Raw genomic sequence first — 17,829 nt, forward strand, 5'->3', positions numbered from 1 at the left:
AGACAGCGCGATGAAAAAACTACTGCTGCTGATGCTTGTTATCGTGGCTGCGCAGGCTCAGGCCGATGACATTAATCTGCAGATTAACGGAACGATTACTGCGGGCTCGTGTGATGTGGATGCCGCCAGTAAAAACAAAACGGTTGAGATGGGCCAGGCGGTGGCGAGCGATTTTAGCTACGGCCCCTGGGTGCCGTTCGAGCTGAGCGTCATTAACTGCCCCGCTAACGTGACGAGTGTCGATGCCGCTTTTACCGGTCAGCTGGATACGTATGTCAGCACGGCCTATGCGAACACCGGGACCGGGCGCGGGGTGGCGCTGCAGGTCGCCGACAGTAAAAGCATGATGTACATGCTGCCTGGCGGCGATAAAGTCACCGAACCGGTAGATGCAATGACACACGGCGCCACGTTCACAATGAGGGCACGCTATGTTCGCACCTCGTCGCTTTTTGTACCTGGCACCTTTGAAAGCGCCGTGCAGGTAACGTTTACTTACCGGTAAGTGTTGCGCCGTCGGGCGGGCGCGCCCTTGCGGCCTGCAGTAGCGCGCTTCGCGGGCGCCGGTTTGATTAACGCCTCCGGCGCCTCTGGCTGTTCAATCGCGAACACCGGCAGCGCGTCCAGCAGCCGTTTGCCATAGGATTTGGTGAGCAGGCGGCGGTCATAAATGACGATTTGGCCCCAACAACTGTGGCTGCGGATAAGTCGCCCCACCTGCTGAATGAGATTGAACGAGGCCGCGGGCAGGCTTTGCACTTCAAACGGATAACGCCTGAGGCTTTTCAGCCACTCGCCCTCGGTCACCACTACCGGGCTGTCCACCGGCGGAAAGGCGATTTTATGAATGTGCACCTGGCTTAACAGCTCGCCTTTCAGATCAAGCCCCTCGGCAAACGACTGTAGCCCCACCAGCACGCTCGCCTCGCCCTGCTCCACTTTTTTACGGTGCAGCTCCACCAGCCGGTAGCGCGGCTGATCGCCCTGCACCAGCAGGCCGAGCCGCAGATCGGGCACAAAGGATAAAAAAGTCTGCATCGCGCGGTTACTGGCGAACAGCACCAGCATCCCTTTATGCTCGCCCTTTTTATATTCCGCGCGGAAATAGGCTGCCATTTCGGCGAGGTGCGCCTCTTCATGCTCCATCATCGGCTCATGGCGCAGGCGCGGGATCACGAGTTTGCCCTGCTCGAAATGGTTAAACGGCGAATCGAGCGTCACGAAGCGGTCGCCTGCTTTATCGCGCAGGCCGCTCATCTCCTGAAGCCGCGCAAAGCTGTTAAGCGAGCGCAGCGTGGCGGAGGTCACCACCACGTGCGGCACCTGCCGCCAGATGAGCTTTTCCAGCTGATCGCTGACGCGAATGCCCACGCAGTGGAAGAAAATATGCGGCTGCCCTTCGCGGGTCTCGCGCGTCACCCATTTGGAGACCGGCGCGCCGGAGGCGTGCGCCAGCGAGGCGAGCCGCCAGAGCTTGCTCTGCGCTTCAAAGTGGCCGAGCGCGCGGTTCATCTGCAACAGCACCCGGTGCAGGCGCACGATGTCGTGGCTGCCGGTCTTTTCGCTGAGATCGTTTAAGAACAGCTCCGCCAGCCCGCGCAAGTTTTCAGTGAGCTTCGCCAGCCGCTCGCAGATTTCCATCACCTCCTGCGGCAGTTCGCCCATCGGGAAGCGAAACTCGCTCTCATCACCCGGCGGCAGCAACAGCCCGACGATACGGTTCATGGTGGCGACAAGCTCATACACTTCTTCGCAATGATTATTGAGACGCTCAGGCGTGGAAAGCGGCGGCACGGTTTTTGGCCGGAACTGCTCAAGGCAGGTGGCGACCAGTTTGCTGAAGAGGTCGAGCTGCAATCGCGTCCAGGGCGCGCTGATGTCGGCGCTCATCTCCAGCGCGTCGCGGGCGACGTCCGGCAGATGGTGGCCTTCATCAAGCACCAGCAGCAGATGCTTCGGCTCCGGCAGGACCGATTCGCTCTCCAGCGCCGCCATTACCAGCGCATGGTTGGCGACCACCACTTCCGCCTCCTGAATTTCACGGCGCGCCACGAAGAACGGGCATTCCCGGTAATAGTGGCAGTTGCGGTTCAGGCAGCTCGCTTTATCGGTGCTGAGCCGCGACCAGAGGCTATCTTCAATCGCCTGGTCGGTGTGATCGCGAAGGCCGTCCCACTTGTAACTGTCGAGATCCGCTTTGAGTTTCGCGCAGCGCTGCTGCTCCTCTTTGCTGTTCGGCGTCAGCTCGTCGTCAAGAAACGCCAGCAAATCGCCCTGCGAGGCGCTGTCGGTGGAGAGCGCCGCGAGGTTGCGCGGGCAGACGTAACGCCCGCGACCGAAGGCGGCGGTAAAGCGCAGTTCAGGGATGATTTTGCGCAGCAACGGGAGATCTTTGCTGAAGATCTGATCCTGCAACGCCACGTTGGCGGTGCTTACCACCAGTGTTTTTTGCTCTTCGCGGGCGATGGCGATACCGGGGATCAGGTAAGAGAGCGTTTTACCGACGCCGGTCGGCGCCTCGATAGCCAGATGCCGCCCTTCATCGCCGCCGAGGGTTTTCGCCACTTCCGCAATCATTTGCCGCTGCGGGGCGCGGGGAATGAAGTCCGGTATCTGCTGCTGAAGCGCCTTATACCAGGCGGCGATTTGCGATTTCTGCGCGGCGGTTAATGCCATCTGAAGCCCTGAAATACTGTATAAACAGCCACTATTGTGGCACTTTTCCACCGCCAGCTGAACCTTTTTTTACCCGCGCGGCGCGGGCCGATTCGCAAGGGCGGATCACAATTTATCGTCACGCTAATCATAAATTACGGGCTATTCATTAACCGAATACCAGGCGAGATGAAAACGCTATGGATTTAGGAGGGTTAAAGGTGGGTGCGCTTACGTTTACCCACCCTACACAGAACGTGAATCGGTTTTGTAGGGCGGGTAAGCGAAGCGCGTCCGTCAACGGCGGCCCCATAAAAAAGGCGGGTACGCTTTCGCATACCCGCCTTTTCACCGGCCTTATCAGGCGCCGCTTAACACATCCGTGGATTATTCCCCGGACGCTTTACGCGGCGCGCGACGGGCGCGCGGTTTGGCGCTTGCCGGACGGTTGCCTTCGCCTGCCGGACGACGTGAACGCTCGCCTGACGGACGGTTGCCCTCGCCAGCAGGACGACGCGAACGCTCACCTGACGGACGATTGCCTTCACCATCCTGACGACGTGAACGCTCACCCGCCGGACGGTTGCCTTCGCCTGCCGGACGACGCGCGCGTTCGCCTGAGGAACGGCTACCTTCGCCATCCTGACGACGCGGCTGGCCCTGACCACGACCGCCGCCGCCGCCCTGACCACCGCGTCCGCCGCGGCCCTGGCGGCCGTTAACGATAGGCTCCGCCGGGATAGACGGATCCGGCTCGTAGCCCGCAATCGCCATGCGCGGGATCTCGCGCTGAAGCACGCGTTCGATATCGCGCAGCAGTTTATGTTCATCGACGCACACCAGCGACAGCGCCTCGCCGGTCGCAGCGGCGCGCCCGGTGCGGCCGATACGGTGAACGTAATCTTCCGGCACGTTCGGCAGCTCGTAGTTCACCACGTGCGGCAGCTCTTCGATGTCCAGACCGCGCGCGGCGATATCGGTCGCCACCAGCACGCGAATGCCGCCGGTTTTGAAGTCTGCCAGCGCGCGGGTACGAGCGCCCTGGCTCTTGTTACCGTGGATAGCCGCGGCGGTGATACCGTCTTTATTCAGCTGCTCCGCCAGGTGGTTGGCGCCGTGTTTGGTACGGGTAAACACCAGCACCTGCTGCCAGTTGCCGTCGCCAATCAGGTAAGAAAGCAGTTCCCGTTTGCGCTTTTTATCCACGAAATGCACATGCTGCGTGATCTGCTCGGAGGCCGTGTTGCGGCGCGCCACTTCCACTTCTTCCGGGTTACGCAGCAGTTTTTCCGCCAGCGTTTTGATGTCGTCGGAGAAGGTGGCGGAGAACAGCAGGTTCTGACGCTTCGGCGGCAGTTTCGCCAGTACGCGGCGGATGTCGTGAATAAAGCCCATGTCCAGCATACGGTCGGCTTCGTCCAGCACCAGCACTTCTACCTGGTCGAGTTTCACCGCGTTCTGGTGTTCCAGATCGAGCAGACGGCCAGGGGTTGCGATCAGCACGTCCACACCGCTGCGCAGTTTCATCATCTGCGGGTTAATGCTCACGCCGCCGAAGACCACCAGCGAGCGGATATCGAGATATTTGCTGTACTCGCGCACGTTCTCGCCCACCTGGGCCGCCAGTTCGCGCGTCGGGGTCAGGATCAGCGCGCGCACCGGGCGACGGCCTTGCGCGTGCGGCGCTTTCGCCGTCAGACGCTGTAACAGCGGCAGCGTGAAGCCTGCGGTTTTGCCGGTGCCGGTCTGGGCGCTGGCCATCAAATCTTTACCTGAAAGCACCACCGGAATGGCCTGGCGCTGGATCGGAGTCGGTTCGTTGTAACCCTGCTCGGCAATGGCGCGCAGGATCTCAGGGCTTAAGCCCAGTGAATCAAAAGACATAGTTATTCCTGACTCGTCCCGACCGCAAAGGGTGTAGTTTCAGGGAGTCTAATGGCCGTCTGGCCGGAGAAGGGACATAAACCACAATGTCGCAGAGGAGCGGAGTGTAACAGTTTTTGTGAGCAACCGCATAAATTCTCGCGCCTGTTTGTGAACCGCTGCTTTTTTCATCTCGACAAGCGCGCTTTTTAGTCATAAAGTTAATCAATCGATTGATTAACTTTTATGGACCGCATCGATATGTCGCTCTCCATTACGCCGCCTACCTCTCGCGGCGAGCAGGCCAAAGAGAAGCTCATCAGCGCCGCCATTAACCAGTTCGGCGAATATGGCCTGCACGCCACCACGCGGGATATCGCCGCCGCGGCCGGGCAGAATATTGCCGCCATTCCTTACTACTTTGGCTCGAAAGAAGATCTTTATATGGCCTCGGCGCAGTGGATAGCCGATTTTATCCGCGGTCATTTTCAGCCCCACGCCGACGCCGCCGAAGCGCTGCTCAGCCAGCCGGCGCCGGGCCAGGCTGCGATGCGCGCGCTGATTGATGACGCCTGCCGCCAGATGATCCAGTTGATGACCGCCGACGAGACGCTGAGCGTGAGCAAATTCATCTCCCGCGAGCAGCTCTCCCCGTCGCCGGCGTATCAACTGATTCACGATCAGGTCATCGCGCCGCTGCACCATCATTTTACCCGGCTCATCGCCCGCCTGACCGGCGCCGATCCGGACGCCACCGAAACGGTGCTGCATACCCACGCGCTGATTGGCGAAATCCTCGCATTTCGTCTCGGGCGCGAAACCATTCTGCTGCGCGCCGGCTGGCGGCAGTTTGACGACGACAAAGCCGCGCAGATCCACCGGGTGGTGACGCTGCATATCGACTGGATCCTCGCGGGTCTTTCAGGGAGCCTTCGTGATGAATAAAAAACGCGTCGCGCTGCTGGCGCTGGTGGTAGTCATTATCATCGCGGCGATTGCCGGGTGGCGCTGGTATGCCGCGCGCCACACGCCGCTGACGCTCTACGGCAACGTCGATATTCGCACGGTGAATTTAAGCTTTCGCGTCAGCGGCCGTCTGGCGTCGCTTGCCGTCGATGAAGGCGACGCGGTGCGCGCCGGACAGCCGCTCGGCGATCTCGACCCGGCGCCGCAGCAAAACGCGCTGCGCCAGGCGCAGGCGAACGTCGCCGCCGCGCGGGCGAAATACGATCTCACCGTCGCGGGTTTTCGCGATGAAGAGATAGCCCAGGCCGCCGCCGCGGTGCATCAGGCGCAGGCCGCTTATGATTACGCGCAGAATTTTTATCAGCGTCAGCAGGGCCTGTGGCGCACCAAAGTTATCTCCGCCAACGATCTGGAAAACGCCCGTTCGGCGCGGGATCAGGCGCAGGCGCAGCTGAAAGCCGCGCAGGATAAACTCAGCCAGTATCGCGCCGGCAACCGCCCGCAGGAAATCGCGCAGGCACAGGCGAATCTCGAACAGGCGCAGGCGGAGCTGGCCCAGGCGCAGCTTAACGCGGAAGACACGCGCCTGGTTTCCCCCTCTGACGGCACCATACTGACGCGCGCCGTAGAGCCCGGCTCGATACTGAACGCGGGCAGTACGGTATTCACGCTCTCGCTGACCCGCCCGGTCTGGATACGCGCTTACATTGATGAGGTGAATCTGGGCCGCGCCGTACCAGGGAGCAAGATCCTGATTTACACCGATGGCCGCCCCGACAAGCCGTACCATGGTCAAATCGGGTTCGTCTCGCCAACTGCGGAGTTCACGCCGAAAACGGTCGAAACCGAAGATCTGCGCACTGACTTGGTCTACCGCCTGCGCATTGTCGTCAACGACGCCGACGACGCGCTGCGTCAGGGGATGCCGGTCACGCTGCGTTTCCAGGATGAGGCGGCGGATGGAAACCGCTAACGACAGCATCGTGCTCGACGGGCTGGTCAAACGCTTTCCGGGCCTTGATAAACCCGCCGTCGCGCCGCTCAGCGTGACGATCCGCGCGGGCAGCGTCACGGGGCTGGTGGGGCCGGACGGCGCGGGCAAAACCACGCTGATGCGCATCCTGGCGGGGCTGATGCGCCAGGACGAAGGCCGCGTGCAGGTGCTCGGGCTTGACCCCATCGCCCAGGAGAACGCGCTGCATGCGGAGCTCGGGTATATGCCGCAGAAATTCGGCCTGTATGAAGATCTCACCGTGCAGGAGAACCTCAATCTCTACGCGGATCTGCGCAGCGTCACTGGCGCGGCGCGTCAGGAGACGTTCGCCCGGCTGCTGGAATTTACCGCGCTTGGCCCGTTCACCGGGCGGCTCGCGGGCAAACTCTCCGGCGGGATGAAGCAAAAGCTGGGGCTTGCCTGCACGCTGGTGGGCCAGCCGAAGGTGCTGCTGCTCGATGAGCCGGGCGTCGGAGTTGACCCCATTTCCCGCCGCGAGCTCTGGGAGATGGTGCATGCGCTGGCGGGCGACGGGATGTTAATTCTCTGGAGCACCTCGTATCTCGACGAAGCCGAGCAGTGCCGCGACGTGCTATTGATGAACGAAGGCGAGCTGTTGTATCAGGGCGCGCCGCAGGCGCTGACCGAGAAAATGGCGGGCCGCAGTCTGCTGCTGCGCCCCGACAATGGCGACAACCGCGCGCTGCTGCGCGAGGTGATGCAACGTCCGGACGTCGGCGACGCCACCATTCAGGGCGCGGCGGTGCGGGTGATTTTAAAAGAGGGCTCCGACGCAGACGCCCTGCGCGCCCTGCCCGGCGCCACGCTTCGGGAGACCGCGCCGCGCTTTGAAGACGCGTTTATCGATCTGGCGGGCGGCGCCGCGCTTCGCGAATCGCCGCTCGGCGCCATTCTGCATGACATTCCCGGCAGCCGTGACGATGTGGTCATCGAGGCGCGCGAACTGACCAAAACCTTCGGCGATTTTACGGCGACCGATCATGTGAATTTCACCGTACAGCGCGGGGAGATTTTCGGCCTGCTCGGGCCTAACGGCGCGGGCAAATCCACCACGTTCAAAATGATGTGCGGCCTGCTGAAGCCGAGCGACGGCCAGGCGCTGGTGCTCGGCCTCGATTTAAAAACCGACTCCGGCAAAGCGCGCCAGCGGCTCGGTTATATGGCGCAGAAATTCTCGCTGTACGGCAACCTGACCGTCGAGCAGAACTTACGGTTTTTCTCCGGCGTCTATGGCCTGCGCGGCCGGGCGCAGCAGGAGAAAATGGCGCGCATGAGCGAGGCGTTCGGACTGAAAAGCATCGCCAGTCAGCCGACGGACGCGCTACCGCTCGGTTTTAAGCAACGCCTGGCGCTGGCCTGCGCGCTAATGCACGAGCCGGATATTCTGTTTCTCGACGAGCCGACCTCTGGCGTCGACCCGCTGACCCGTCGTGAATTCTGGCGGCACATCAACAGCATGCCGGAGAAAGGCGTGACAGTGATGGTGACGACTCACTTTATGGACGAGGCGGAATATTGCGACCGTATCGGGCTGGTTTACCACGGCAAGCTTATCGCCAGCGGCACGCCGGATGATTTAAAGCGTCAGGCGGCGCGCGATGCAGAAGACGAGCCGACGATGGAAGAAGCCTTCATCCGCCTTATCGAGGCCTGGGATAAGGAGCACAGCCAATGATGAAGCTACGGCGCGTGCGCGCGTTGTGCGTAAAAGAGACGCGACAGATCTTGCGCGACCCAAGCAGCTGGCTTATCGCGGTCGCCATTCCCCTGCTGCTGCTGTTTATCTTCGGCTACGGCATTAACCTCGACTCCAGCCGCCTGCACGTCGGCGTGCTGCTGGAGCAGCGCAGCGAAGAGGCGCTCGACTTGACCCATACCATTACCGCCTCGCCGTTTATCGCGCCGACCATCAGCGACAATCGCCAGCATCTGATTTCGCTGATGCAGGCCGGGAAAATCCGCGGGCTGGTAGTCATTCCGGTGGATTTCGCCGCGCGGATGGCGCGCCCTGGCGACAGCGCGCCGATTCAGGTGATCACCGACGGCAGCGAACCGAACACCGCCAACTTCGTGCGCGGCTATATGGAAGGCATCTGGCAGCTCTGGCAGGCCGAGCGCGCGGAGGATCGCGGCGAGACGTTCGAGCCGCTGATTGATGTCCAGCTCCGCTACTGGTTTAACCCGGCGGCGATTAGCCAGCACTTTATTATTCCCGGCGCGGTGACGATCATCATGACGGTTATCGGCGCGATACTGACCTCGCTGGTGGTGGCCCGCGAATGGGAGCGCGGCACCATGGAGGCGCTGCTCTCAACCGAAGTAACGCGCGGCGAGCTGCTGCTGTGCAAGCTTATCCCCTACTATTTTCTCGGCATGCTGGCGATGCTGCTCTGTATGCTGGTATCGGTTTTTATTCTCGGCGTGCCGTATCGCGGCTCGCTGCTGGCGCTGTTTTTCATCTCCAGCCTGTTTTTACTGAGCACGCTCGGCATGGGGCTGCTTATCTCAACGCTCACCCGCAACCAGTTTAACGCCGCCCAGGTGGCGCTGAATGCGGCGTTCCTGCCTTCGGTCATGCTCTCGGGGTTTATTTTCCAGATAGACAGTATGCCCGCCGTAATTCGCGCGGTGACGTATATCATCCCGGCGCGCTATTTCGTCAGTACGCTGCAAAGCCTGTTCCTCGCGGGCACCCTGCCGGGCGTACTGCTGGTCAACGTGCTGTTTCTGCTGGCTTCCGCCGTGATGTTTATCGGGCTTACCTGGGTGAATACCCGACGCCGCCTCGATTAAGGAGACGCTATGTGGCACCGTTTATGGACGCTTATCCGCAAAGAGTTGCAGTCGCTGCTGCGCGAGCCGCAGACCCGCGCCATTTTGATCCTGCCCGTGGTGTTGCAGGTGCTGCTGTTCCCGTTCGCGGCGACGCTTGAGGTGACCAATGCCACCATCGCCATCTATAACCAGGATAACGGCGCGCACGCGGTGGAACTGACCCAGCGTTTCGCCCGCGCCAGCGCGTTCAGCCACGTGACGCTACTCAATAGCGAGCAGGCGATCCGCCCGACGATCGATGCCCAGAAAGCGCTGCTGGCCATTCACTTTCCGGCGGATTTTTCCCGCAAGCTGGTACGCGGCGAACCCGCGCCCCTGCAAATCCTGCTCGACGGGCGCAACTCCAACAGCGCGCAGATTGCCGCCAATTACCTTCAGCAGATCGTCAAAGATTATCAGCAGGAGCTGCTCGCAGGCCGCGCGAAGCCTAACAACAGCGAGCTGATTGTGCGTAACTGGTATAACCCGAACCTCGACTACAAATGGTTTGTGGTGCCCTCGCTGATAGCGATGATTACCACCATCGGGGTGATGATTGTGACGTCGCTGTCGGTGGCCCGCGAGCGCGAACAGGGCACGCTCGATCAGCTGTTAGTGTCGCCGCTCGCCACCTGGCAGATTTTCATCGGTAAAGCGGTTCCGGCGCTGATTGTCGCCACCTTTCAGGCCACGATTGTGCTGGGCATCGGCATCTGGGGATATCAGATCCCCTTTGCCGGATCGCTTACGCTGTTTTATTTCACGATGGTGATTTACGGGCTGTCGCTGGTGGGGTTCGGGCTTTTGATTTCGGCGCTCTGCTCTACCCAGCAGCAGGCGTTTATCGGGGTGTTTGTCTTTATGATGCCCGCGATTTTACTCTCGGGGTATGTCTCGCCGGTGGAGAATATGCCGGTCTGGCTGCAAAACCTGACGTGGATTAACCCGATCCGGCACTTTACCGATATAACGAAAGCGATTTATCTCAAAGACGCCAGTCTCGACATCATCTGGCGTAGCGTGTGGCCGCTGCTGGTGATTGCGGCCACGACAGGGTTAGCGGCGTATGCCATGTTTCGACGCAAAATTGGCTGAATCGCGCTTGCGCTCTTTTACCAGCAGTGAAAGCAGCGCCGGCCCTGCCAGAATTACCACGCCCGCCAGCGCCAGCAGCAGGTTATTGTGTAAAACGCGGGAGAGCAGCCAGAGCGCAATCAGCGCCGTGCCAAAATACCAGGTGGTGGTCAGCTCTTCCAGAAAGTCGCCGACCTCGCGCCAGAGGCCGTCGTGGTGGCGCTGGAACGCCAGCATCAGCACAACCGTCAGCGCATAAAACGCGCATAATACGAGGCCGACCTTCACCAGCGACCCGCTCATCCAGCCCGCCACCAGCATAACCACGACCGCCAGATGCAGCATAATCTGCCAGCAGCTGAGGCCCGTCGCCACGCGAATATATTGTTGCCACTTCATGGCCGCACTCCTGTGGGATTTTTCACTCATTCTTCAGAGTACCGCAGTTTACGGAAAATTCCGTATCCCCGCCGCTTTTTGTGACTGGGACTACACTTTAACGACATCAGGAGAATAAGAAGTGGCTGGGGAAACATGGCAGATAATACACAGCGATTTTCATTGAACGTTTTAACAATTAATACCCATAAAGGTTTCACCGCGTTTAACCGACGCTTTATTTTACCGGAACTGCGCGATGCGGTTCGCACGGTGTCGGCGGATATTGTCTGTCTCCAGGAAGTCATGGGCGCGCACGAAGTGCATCCTTTGCATGTCGAGAACTGGCCGGACACAACCCATTACGAATTTCTGGCCGACACCATGTGGAGCGATTACGCCTACGGGCGCAACGCCGTGTACCCGGAAGGCCATCACGGCAACGCCGTACTGTCGCGCTATCCGATTGAGCACTATGAAAACCGCGATGTTTCAGTGCCCGGCACCGAAAAGCGCGGCGTGCTGCACTGCCGTATTACCCCGCCCGGTTTTCCAAAAGCGATTCATGTGATTTGCGTTCATCTGGGGCTGAAAGAGGCGCACCGCCAGGCGCAGCTTATGATGCTGGCCGAGCTGGTCAACAGCCTGCCGGAAGGCGAGCCGGTGGTGGTCGCGGGCGATTTTAACGACTGGCGCCAGCAGGCGAACCGGATTTTGCGTAAAGAGGCCGGGCTTGATGAAGTCTTTACCCGCGCCCACGGACGCCCGGCGCGCACGTTTCCGGTGAGTTTTCCGCTGCTGCGTCTTGACCGGATCTATGTGAAAAACGCCTCGGCGAGCGCGCCGACCGCGCTGCCGCTGCGTAACTGGCGCCATCTTTCCGACCATGCCCCGCTGGCTGTGGAGATCCATCTATGAAAACGACCTGGCGTGACGGCAACCATATTGAGCTGTTAGAGAACGGCGACCAGTTCTATCCCGCCGTCTTTGACGCCATCGACAAAGCGCGCAGTAAAGTCATTCTCGAAACCTTTATCTGGTTCGACGATAACGTCGGCCGCCAGCTGCATGAGGTTATCCTGAACGCCGCGCAGCGCGGCGTCAGCGTCGAAGTACTGCTGGACGGCTACGGCTCGCCGGATCTCAGCGACGAGTTTGTCGGCACGCTCACCTCGGCGGGCGTGATGTTCCGCTATTACGATCCGCGCCCGCGCACGATGGGCATGCGCACCAATGTGTTCCGCCGCATGCACCGCAAGATTGTGGTGATTGATGGCGAAGTGGCGTTTGTCGGCGGCATCAACTACTCCGCCGAGCATATGAGCGATTACGGCCCGGAGGCGAAACAGGATTACGCGGTGCGCGTTGAAGGGCCGGTGGTGCAGGATATCTACCATTTTGTGCTCAGCAATCTCGGCGAAGAGCGCGTAAGCCGCTGGTGGCAGCGCCACTATCAGCAGGCAGTGGAGAACACCACGCCGGGCGAGGCGCAGGCGCTGTTTGTCTGGCGCGATAATAACGACCATCGCGACGATATCGAACGTCATTACCTCAAGATGCTGGCGAACGCCAAAAAAGAGGTGATCATCGCCAACGCCTATTTCTTCCCCGGCTACCGCCTGCTGCATGCGATGCGCAACGCCGCGCGCCGCGGCGTGAAAGTGAAGCTGATTGTGCAGGGTGAGCCGGATATGCCTATCGTTAAGGTAGGCGCGCGCCTGCTTTATAACTATCTGGTGAAAGGCGGCGTCGAAGTCTATGAATATCTGCGCCGTCCGCTGCATGGCAAAGTGGCGTTGATGGACGATCACTGGGCGACGGTGGGCTCCAGCAACCTCGACCCGCTGAGCCTGTCGCTTAACCTTGAGGCGAATCTGATCATTCACGATACGCAGTTTAACCAGACCCTGCGCGACAACCTGACGCGGCTGATTCGTGAAGACTGTAAACAGGTGGATGAGAGCATGATGCCGAAACGCACCTGGTGGAATCTCGGCAAGAGCGTCATCGTGTTCCACTTCCTGCGCCACTTCCCGGCGATGGTGGGCTGGCTGCCCGCGCATACCCCGAAGCTCGCGCAGGTGCCGCCCCCGGTACAACCTGAAATCGAAACCCAGGACCGGGTGGAGACTGAAAATCCTGGAGTGAAACCGTGATGGCGAAATCGCATCCGAAGTGGCGTCTGACAAAGAAAATCCTGACGTGGCTGTTTTTTATCGCCGTCGTCGTGCTGATTGTAATGTATGCGCAAAAAGTCGACTGGGAAGAAGTGTGGAAGGTCATTAAGAACTATGACCGCTCCGCCCTGCTTATCTCGGTCGCGCTGGTTATCGTGAGTTATCTGCTGTATGGCTGTTACGATCTGCTGGGCCGCGCCTACTGCGGCCACAAGCTCGCCAAACGCCAGGTGATGCTGGTCTCTTTCGTCTGCTACGCGTTTAACCTGACGCTCAGTACCTGGGTGGGCGGCGTCGGGATGCGCTACCGGCTTTACTCGCGCCTGGGGCTGCCGGGGAGCACCATCACGCGCATTTTCTCGCTAAGTATTACCACCAACTGGCTCGGTTATATCCTGCTCGGCGGCGTCATTTTCACCTTTGGCGTGGTGAAGCTGCCGGCGCACTGGTATATCGACGAAATGACGCTGCGCATTATCGGTATTGTGCTGCTCGCGGTGATTGCGGTGTATATGTGGTTCTGCGCGTTCGCTAAACGCCGCCATATGACGATCAAGGGCCAGAAGCTGGTGCTACCGTCATGGAAATTCGCGATAGCGCAGATGGTGATTTCCAGCGCGAACTGGATGGCGATGGGCGCGATTATCTGGCTGCTGCTGGGCCAGGAAGTGAATTACTTCTTTGTGCTGGGCGTATTGCTGGTGAGCAGTATCGCCGGGGTGATTATCCATATCCCGGCGGGTATCGGGGTGCTGGAGGCGGTGTTTATCGCGCTACTCGGCGGCGAGCACGTGAGCCACGGCGCGATTATCGCGGCGCTGCTTGCCTACCGTATGCTCTATTTCTTCGCCCCGCTGCTGCTGGCTATCGTTATCTATCTGGTTCTTGAGGGCCGCGCGAAGAAACTGCGCGCCAAAAACGAGCAGAAGCTCGCTAAGGCGCAGGGCTCTGAGAGCGTGCGTGAGGAGAACGATGAGCCGTCGCTGAGCCTCGCGAAGGAGAAGTGATGGGTTTGTGGGTGACTGGTGGGTGCGCTGCGCTTACCCCCCCTACAAAACCAACCTCAACGTTATCTTCGTGTCCGCTGGTGGGTGCGCTGCGCTTACCCACCCTACAGCATCACACATCGCGTCATCTTCGTAGGGCGGGTAAGCGCAGCGCACCCGCCGCCCCCCGCCCATAAAAAAACCCTCCGCAGAGGGTTTGATGTATTCACAGCCGGTTAACGGCGGTTACCGAAAATCCGCAACAGCATCAGGAACAGGTTGATGAAATCGAGGTACAACGTCAGCGCGCCGAGAATCGAATATTTGCGCAGATTCCCATGGTCGTTCACGTCAATCTGCTCGCCCAGACTCTTCAGCTTCTGGGTGTCATAGGCCGTCAGCCCTACAAACACGATAACGCCGATATAGGTTACCGCCCACATCAGCGCCGGACTCTTCAGCCAGAAGTTCACGAGCGAGGCGATAATCAGCCCAATCAGCGCCATAAACAGGATATTGCCCCAGCCGCTGAGATCGCGTTTGGTCGTATAGCCATAAAGGCTCATCACGCCGAACATCCCCGCCGTCACCACAAACGTGCTGGCGATGGACGCGTAGGTATAGACCAGAAATATAGACGAGAGCGTAAGCCCCGTGAGCGCCGAATAGAGCATAAACAGCGCGGTGGCGACCGCCGGGCTGAGTTTATGCACCAGGCCGGAGAGAACAAACACCAGGGCAAGCTGGGCGATGATAAGCCCAAAGAACACAAACCGGCTGGAGAAGATATACATCATCAGGTTTTCGTTGTTGGCCGAATACCAGGCGACAAAGGCGGTCAGCAACAGACCGCAGGTCATCCAGCCATAAACCTGAGCCATAAACGTTTGCAGCCCGGCGCGCGGCTGCACAATACTTTCACTTGAGCGTGGGAATCGATCCATGACGCTGCCTCATTCATTCAGTTAATCTTGTGTCGAGACGCGCGTAACGCGCCTCCCCGCTGTTAATCCTGGAACAAATTTCCTGTGATGTCATTACCAGCGCTTCGCTGCCGCCTGATCGCTGTCGCGCGCCTCTACCCAGCGGTCGCCTTCCGGCGTAGCTTCACGCTTCCAGAACGGCGCGCGCGTTTTAAGGTAATCCATAATAAACTGCGCCGCTTCAAACGCCTGGCTGCGGTGCGCGCCGGTCACGCCGACAAAAACAATTTCATCGCCCGGCCACAGTTCGCCGACGCGGTGGATAACCGACACGCGTTGCAACGGCCAGCGCTCACGCGCCTCGGTGACGATCTCCGCCAGCGCTTTCTCGGTCATGCCTGGGTAATGCTCAAGCGTCAGCGCGCTTACGCTGTCGCCGAGATTGTGGTTGCGCACTTTGCCGGTAAAGGTCACGACCGCGCCGTCTTCATCGCACTGCGCCAGCCACTGGTATTCCTCGCCGACGCTGAAATTCTCATAGCCGACGCGGATGCGGGTGTCGTTCATCTCAGCCTCCGGTCACTGGCGGGAAAAAGGCCACTTCATCGCCATCGGCGAGCGGATGGTCAAACGGCACCAGCGTCTGGTTGACCGCCGCCAGCAGCTTGCCAGGCTCCAGCGCCAGCGCGAAACGCCCGCCGCGCGCCGCGAGATGTTCGCGCAGCGCCTCAACGGTCGCGAATTCCGCCGCCACGCGCTCGGCGTCCACGCCGGTAAGCTCGCGCACCTGCGCGAAGAAAAGCACGTTAATCATGAGCATCTACCTGAAAATCGCCCGATTTGCCGCCGCTTTTCGCCAGCAGCCGCACCGGGCCAATCACCATATCTTTCTGCACCGCTTTGCACATGTCGTAAATCGTGAGCGCCGCCACTGACGCCGCAGTGAGCGCTTCCATCTCGACGCCGGTTTTGCCAGTCAGACGGCAGAGCGATTCAATACGCACGCGGCTGTGCGCTTCGTCGGCGAAAAGCTGTACTTCGACGTTGCTCAGCAGCAGCGGATGACAGAGCGGGATCAGCTCCCAGGTGCGTTTGGCGGCCTGAATACCGGCGATGCGCGCCGTGGCGAACACGTCGCCTTTGTGATGGCTGCCATTGACGATCATCGACAGCGTCTCCGGGCGCATTTCAACAAACGCTTCGGCGCGCGCTTCACGCACCGTTTCCGCTTTGCCGGAGACATCCACCATATGGGCTTCGCCCGCAGCGTTGATGTGGGTTAGTTGCGACATAACTTACTTCTTCAGATGAGGGTGAAAATTACAGGGGCGCGTACGGGCATCGAGCTGCGGCGCGATGATATTTTCCCAGGCGGTGCGACAGGCGCGCGTCGAGCCCGGCATGGCAAAAATCAGGGTATCGTTGGCGATGCCCGCCACCGCGCGCGACTGCATCATCGCGGTGCCAATTTCTTCAAACGAGAGCATACGAAACATTTCGCCGAAACCCGCGATCTCGCGATCGAACAGCGGCTGCAGCGCCTCCGGCACCTGATCGCCTGCGGTAAAGCCCGTGCCGCCGTTAATCAGCACGACCTGAACATCGTCGCTGGCAATCCAGCGGGAGACTTCAGCGCGAATGGCATACCGGTTCTCTTTGACGATGGCTTTATCCACCACCTGATGGCCCGCCTCGTGAGCGGCCTCCTGCAAAAAATGGCCGGAGGTGTCGTCCTCTTCGCCGCGGCGGCTGGAAACCGTAAGAATGGCGACGCGCGCCGGCACAAACTCTGCGCTAACCTGACTCATAGTGACTCCTTGTACGCGGCGTCAGCCGCCGATATAGGACAGATTCTGGGTGATGCCGGTGTCGCCCTGATGCAGGAAGTGGGTCTGCTTTTTGCCGAGCAACGCCGTTTCAATGCGCGCCATCAACGCCGCCTGCTGCCCCTCTTCGGCCAGCAGATCGCGCAGCTCCACGCCGCCGTCACCGAACAGGCACAGGTGCAACTTGCCGACCGACGACACGCGCAGGCGGTTGCAGCTGGCGCAGAAATCTTTCTCATACGGCATGATAAGGCCGATCTCGCCCTGATAGTCCGGGTGGCAGAAGACCTGCGCCGGGCCGTCGGCGCGGCTGCGTAGCTGATGGATCCAGCCGCGCTTAAGCAGTTCGTCGCGGATCGTCGCGCCAGAAATATGGTGCTTGCGGAAGAGATCGCTCCCCTCGCCGGTTTCCATCAGCTCAATAAAGCGTAGCTGGATGGGGCGGGATTTGATCCAGTTGAGGAAGGTGTCGAGCTGGTGGTGGTTGACGTCGCGCATCAGCACGGTGTTAACCTTCACCTTTTCAAACCCTGCGTCGAAGGCGGCATCAATACCGGCCATTACCTGACGGAATTTATCCTGGCCGGTGATGGCATGAAACTGACGGGCATCAAGGCTGTCGACGCTGACATTCACCGCGGTTAGCCCGGCCTCGCGCCACTGCGCGACGTCGCGCGCCAGGCGATAGCCGTTGGTCGTCACCGCAATCTGGCGAATGGAGGGGTTTTCACGCACAGCAGCGATGATGTCGCAAAAATCGCGGCGCAGCGACGGTTCGCCGCCGGTCAGACGCACTTTTTCAGTGCCGAGATTCGCGAACGCGCGCGTCACGCGACGGATTTCGTCGAGCGAGAGGAAGCCTTTGTTGGTGACGCCTGCGGGCTTGTAGCCATCCGGCAGGCAATAGGTGCAACGAAAGTTGCAAACGTCAGTCACTGACAGGCGTAAGTAATAGAACTTACGCGCAAACGCATCGGTAAGTTGAGAAATCATGTACACCTTTCCAAATCGGGAGATGCAGTCATTTCTTCCTGCACCCTGGTGGCGTTTCGCCACGGCCAGAGCGCCATATTTCTTAAAAACGTAGGCGCAAAGGCTTGAGTGTCTTTTTCAGGTTTTTAAACCTGCCAGCGGCGATAGTAGCGTGTTATC

At 60.0% G+C, this 17,829-nt stretch carries 18 protein-coding genes and 1 riboswitch; of the genes, 9 read left to right on the forward strand and 9 right to left on the reverse strand.

Annotated features, from left to right (window positions below; genetic code table 11):
- Positions 1 to 10: 10 nt before the first annotated feature.
- On the forward strand, positions 11 to 505 hold the full coding sequence (locus AB8W27_RS13770; protein WP_015740617.1) for a fimbrial protein: 495 nt from the start codon (positions 11 to 13) through the stop codon (positions 503 to 505).
- Here the strand turns inward: AB8W27_RS13770 and dinG are convergent.
- Both dinG and rhlE read right to left on the reverse strand, forming a co-directional pair.
- The gene (dinG, locus tag AB8W27_RS13775) at positions 496 to 2,676 is read right to left on the reverse strand and encodes an ATP-dependent DNA helicase DinG (RefSeq protein ID WP_041923361.1); all 2,181 of its coding nucleotides are present in this window, start codon (positions 2,674 to 2,676) and stop codon (positions 496 to 498) included. The two genes, AB8W27_RS13770 and dinG, sit on opposite strands and share 10 nt — an antisense overlap.
- A 366-nt stretch (positions 2,677 to 3,042) precedes the next feature.
- On the reverse strand, positions 3,043 to 4,539 hold the full coding sequence (gene rhlE, locus AB8W27_RS13780) for an ATP-dependent RNA helicase RhlE (RefSeq protein WP_041923360.1): 1,497 nt from the start codon (positions 4,537 to 4,539) through the stop codon (positions 3,043 to 3,045).
- A gap of 225 nt (positions 4,540 to 4,764) precedes the next feature.
- Between rhlE and cecR the strand changes: the two genes are divergently transcribed.
- The 5 genes from cecR to AB8W27_RS13805 are packed head-to-tail and all read left to right on the forward strand — an operon-like array spanning position 4,765 to position 10,408.
- Entirely contained in the window at positions 4,765 to 5,463 is a 699-nt protein-coding gene (gene cecR, locus AB8W27_RS13785; protein ID WP_015740613.1) for a transcriptional regulator CecR, read from the forward strand.
- Entirely contained in the window at positions 5,456 to 6,457 is a 1,002-nt protein-coding gene (gene hlyD / locus AB8W27_RS13790; protein ID WP_041923359.1) for a secretion protein HlyD, read from the forward strand. The genes cecR and hlyD overlap by 8 nt, the downstream gene beginning before the upstream one ends.
- Complete coding sequence (locus AB8W27_RS13795) at positions 6,444 to 8,174, forward strand: ATP-binding cassette domain-containing protein (RefSeq protein ID WP_041923358.1); 1,731 nt, start codon at positions 6,444 to 6,446, stop codon at positions 8,172 to 8,174. Before hlyD ends, AB8W27_RS13795 begins: the two co-directional genes overlap by 14 nt.
- Positions 8,171 to 9,292: an ABC transporter permease gene (locus AB8W27_RS13800; protein ID WP_015740610.1), complete on the forward strand. Its 1,122-nt coding sequence runs from the start codon at positions 8,171 to 8,173 to the stop codon at positions 9,290 to 9,292. Before AB8W27_RS13795 ends, AB8W27_RS13800 begins: the two co-directional genes overlap by 4 nt.
- Before the next feature lie 9 nt (positions 9,293 to 9,301).
- Positions 9,302 to 10,408, forward strand: coding sequence for an ABC transporter permease (locus AB8W27_RS13805; protein ID WP_015740609.1), 1,107 nt, complete (start codon positions 9,302 to 9,304; stop codon positions 10,406 to 10,408).
- Here the strand turns inward: AB8W27_RS13805 and AB8W27_RS13810 are convergent.
- On the reverse strand, positions 10,370 to 10,786 hold the full coding sequence (locus AB8W27_RS13810; protein WP_015740608.1) for a YbhQ family protein: 417 nt from the start codon (positions 10,784 to 10,786) through the stop codon (positions 10,370 to 10,372). The two genes, AB8W27_RS13805 and AB8W27_RS13810, sit on opposite strands and share 39 nt — an antisense overlap.
- A 135-nt stretch (positions 10,787 to 10,921) precedes the next feature.
- Between AB8W27_RS13810 and AB8W27_RS13815 the strand changes: the two genes are divergently transcribed.
- The 3 genes from AB8W27_RS13815 to AB8W27_RS13825 are packed head-to-tail and all read left to right on the forward strand — an operon-like array spanning position 10,922 to position 13,949.
- Complete coding sequence (locus tag AB8W27_RS13815; RefSeq protein WP_041923357.1) at positions 10,922 to 11,683, forward strand: endonuclease/exonuclease/phosphatase family protein; 762 nt, start codon at positions 10,922 to 10,924, stop codon at positions 11,681 to 11,683.
- Positions 11,680 to 12,921: a cardiolipin synthase ClsB gene (clsB, locus tag AB8W27_RS13820; RefSeq protein WP_015740606.1), complete on the forward strand. Its 1,242-nt coding sequence runs from the start codon at positions 11,680 to 11,682 to the stop codon at positions 12,919 to 12,921. The genes AB8W27_RS13815 and clsB overlap by 4 nt, the downstream gene beginning before the upstream one ends.
- Complete coding sequence (locus tag AB8W27_RS13825; RefSeq protein WP_041923356.1) at positions 12,921 to 13,949, forward strand: YbhN family protein; 1,029 nt, start codon at positions 12,921 to 12,923, stop codon at positions 13,947 to 13,949. Before clsB ends, AB8W27_RS13825 begins: the two co-directional genes overlap by 1 nt.
- Before the next feature lie 215 nt (positions 13,950 to 14,164).
- Here the strand turns inward: AB8W27_RS13825 and AB8W27_RS13830 are convergent, their stop codons facing one another.
- The 6 genes from AB8W27_RS13830 to moaA all read right to left on the reverse strand — a co-directional run bounded on the left by AB8W27_RS13830 (position 14,165) and on the right by moaA (position 17,670).
- Complete coding sequence (locus AB8W27_RS13830) at positions 14,165 to 14,872, reverse strand: Bax inhibitor-1/YccA family protein (protein WP_015740604.1); 708 nt, start codon at positions 14,870 to 14,872, stop codon at positions 14,165 to 14,167.
- A 93-nt stretch (positions 14,873 to 14,965) separates the two neighbouring features.
- Positions 14,966 to 15,418, reverse strand: a complete 453-nt coding sequence (moaE, locus tag AB8W27_RS13835; protein ID WP_015740603.1) for a molybdopterin synthase catalytic subunit MoaE — start codon at positions 15,416 to 15,418, stop codon at positions 14,966 to 14,968.
- Position 15,419: 1 nt separating this feature from the next.
- Complete coding sequence (gene moaD, locus AB8W27_RS13840) at positions 15,420 to 15,665, reverse strand: molybdopterin synthase sulfur carrier subunit (RefSeq protein WP_007768499.1); 246 nt, start codon at positions 15,663 to 15,665, stop codon at positions 15,420 to 15,422.
- A complete protein-coding gene (gene moaC, locus AB8W27_RS13845; protein WP_015740602.1) occupies positions 15,658 to 16,143 on the reverse strand; it encodes a cyclic pyranopterin monophosphate synthase MoaC in 486 nt (161 codons plus the stop codon). The genes moaD and moaC overlap by 8 nt, the downstream gene beginning before the upstream one ends.
- A gap of 3 nt (positions 16,144 to 16,146) precedes the next feature.
- Complete coding sequence (moaB, locus tag AB8W27_RS13850) at positions 16,147 to 16,659, reverse strand: molybdenum cofactor biosynthesis protein B (RefSeq protein ID WP_007768497.1); 513 nt, start codon at positions 16,657 to 16,659, stop codon at positions 16,147 to 16,149.
- A gap of 21 nt (positions 16,660 to 16,680) precedes the next feature.
- Positions 16,681 to 17,670 carry a GTP 3',8-cyclase MoaA gene (gene moaA / locus AB8W27_RS13855; protein WP_041923355.1) on the reverse strand — a complete coding sequence of 330 codons (990 nt, stop codon included), beginning with the start codon at positions 17,668 to 17,670 and terminating at the stop codon, positions 16,681 to 16,683.
- Positions 17,658 to 17,793, reverse strand: a riboswitch (molybdenum cofactor riboswitch). It overlaps the preceding gene by 13 nt.
- Positions 17,794 to 17,829 lie beyond the last annotated feature (36 nt).

Source organism: Cronobacter turicensis (genome assembly GCF_041222865.1).
Classification (GTDB): Bacteria; Pseudomonadota; Gammaproteobacteria; order Enterobacterales; family Enterobacteriaceae; genus Cronobacter; species Cronobacter turicensis.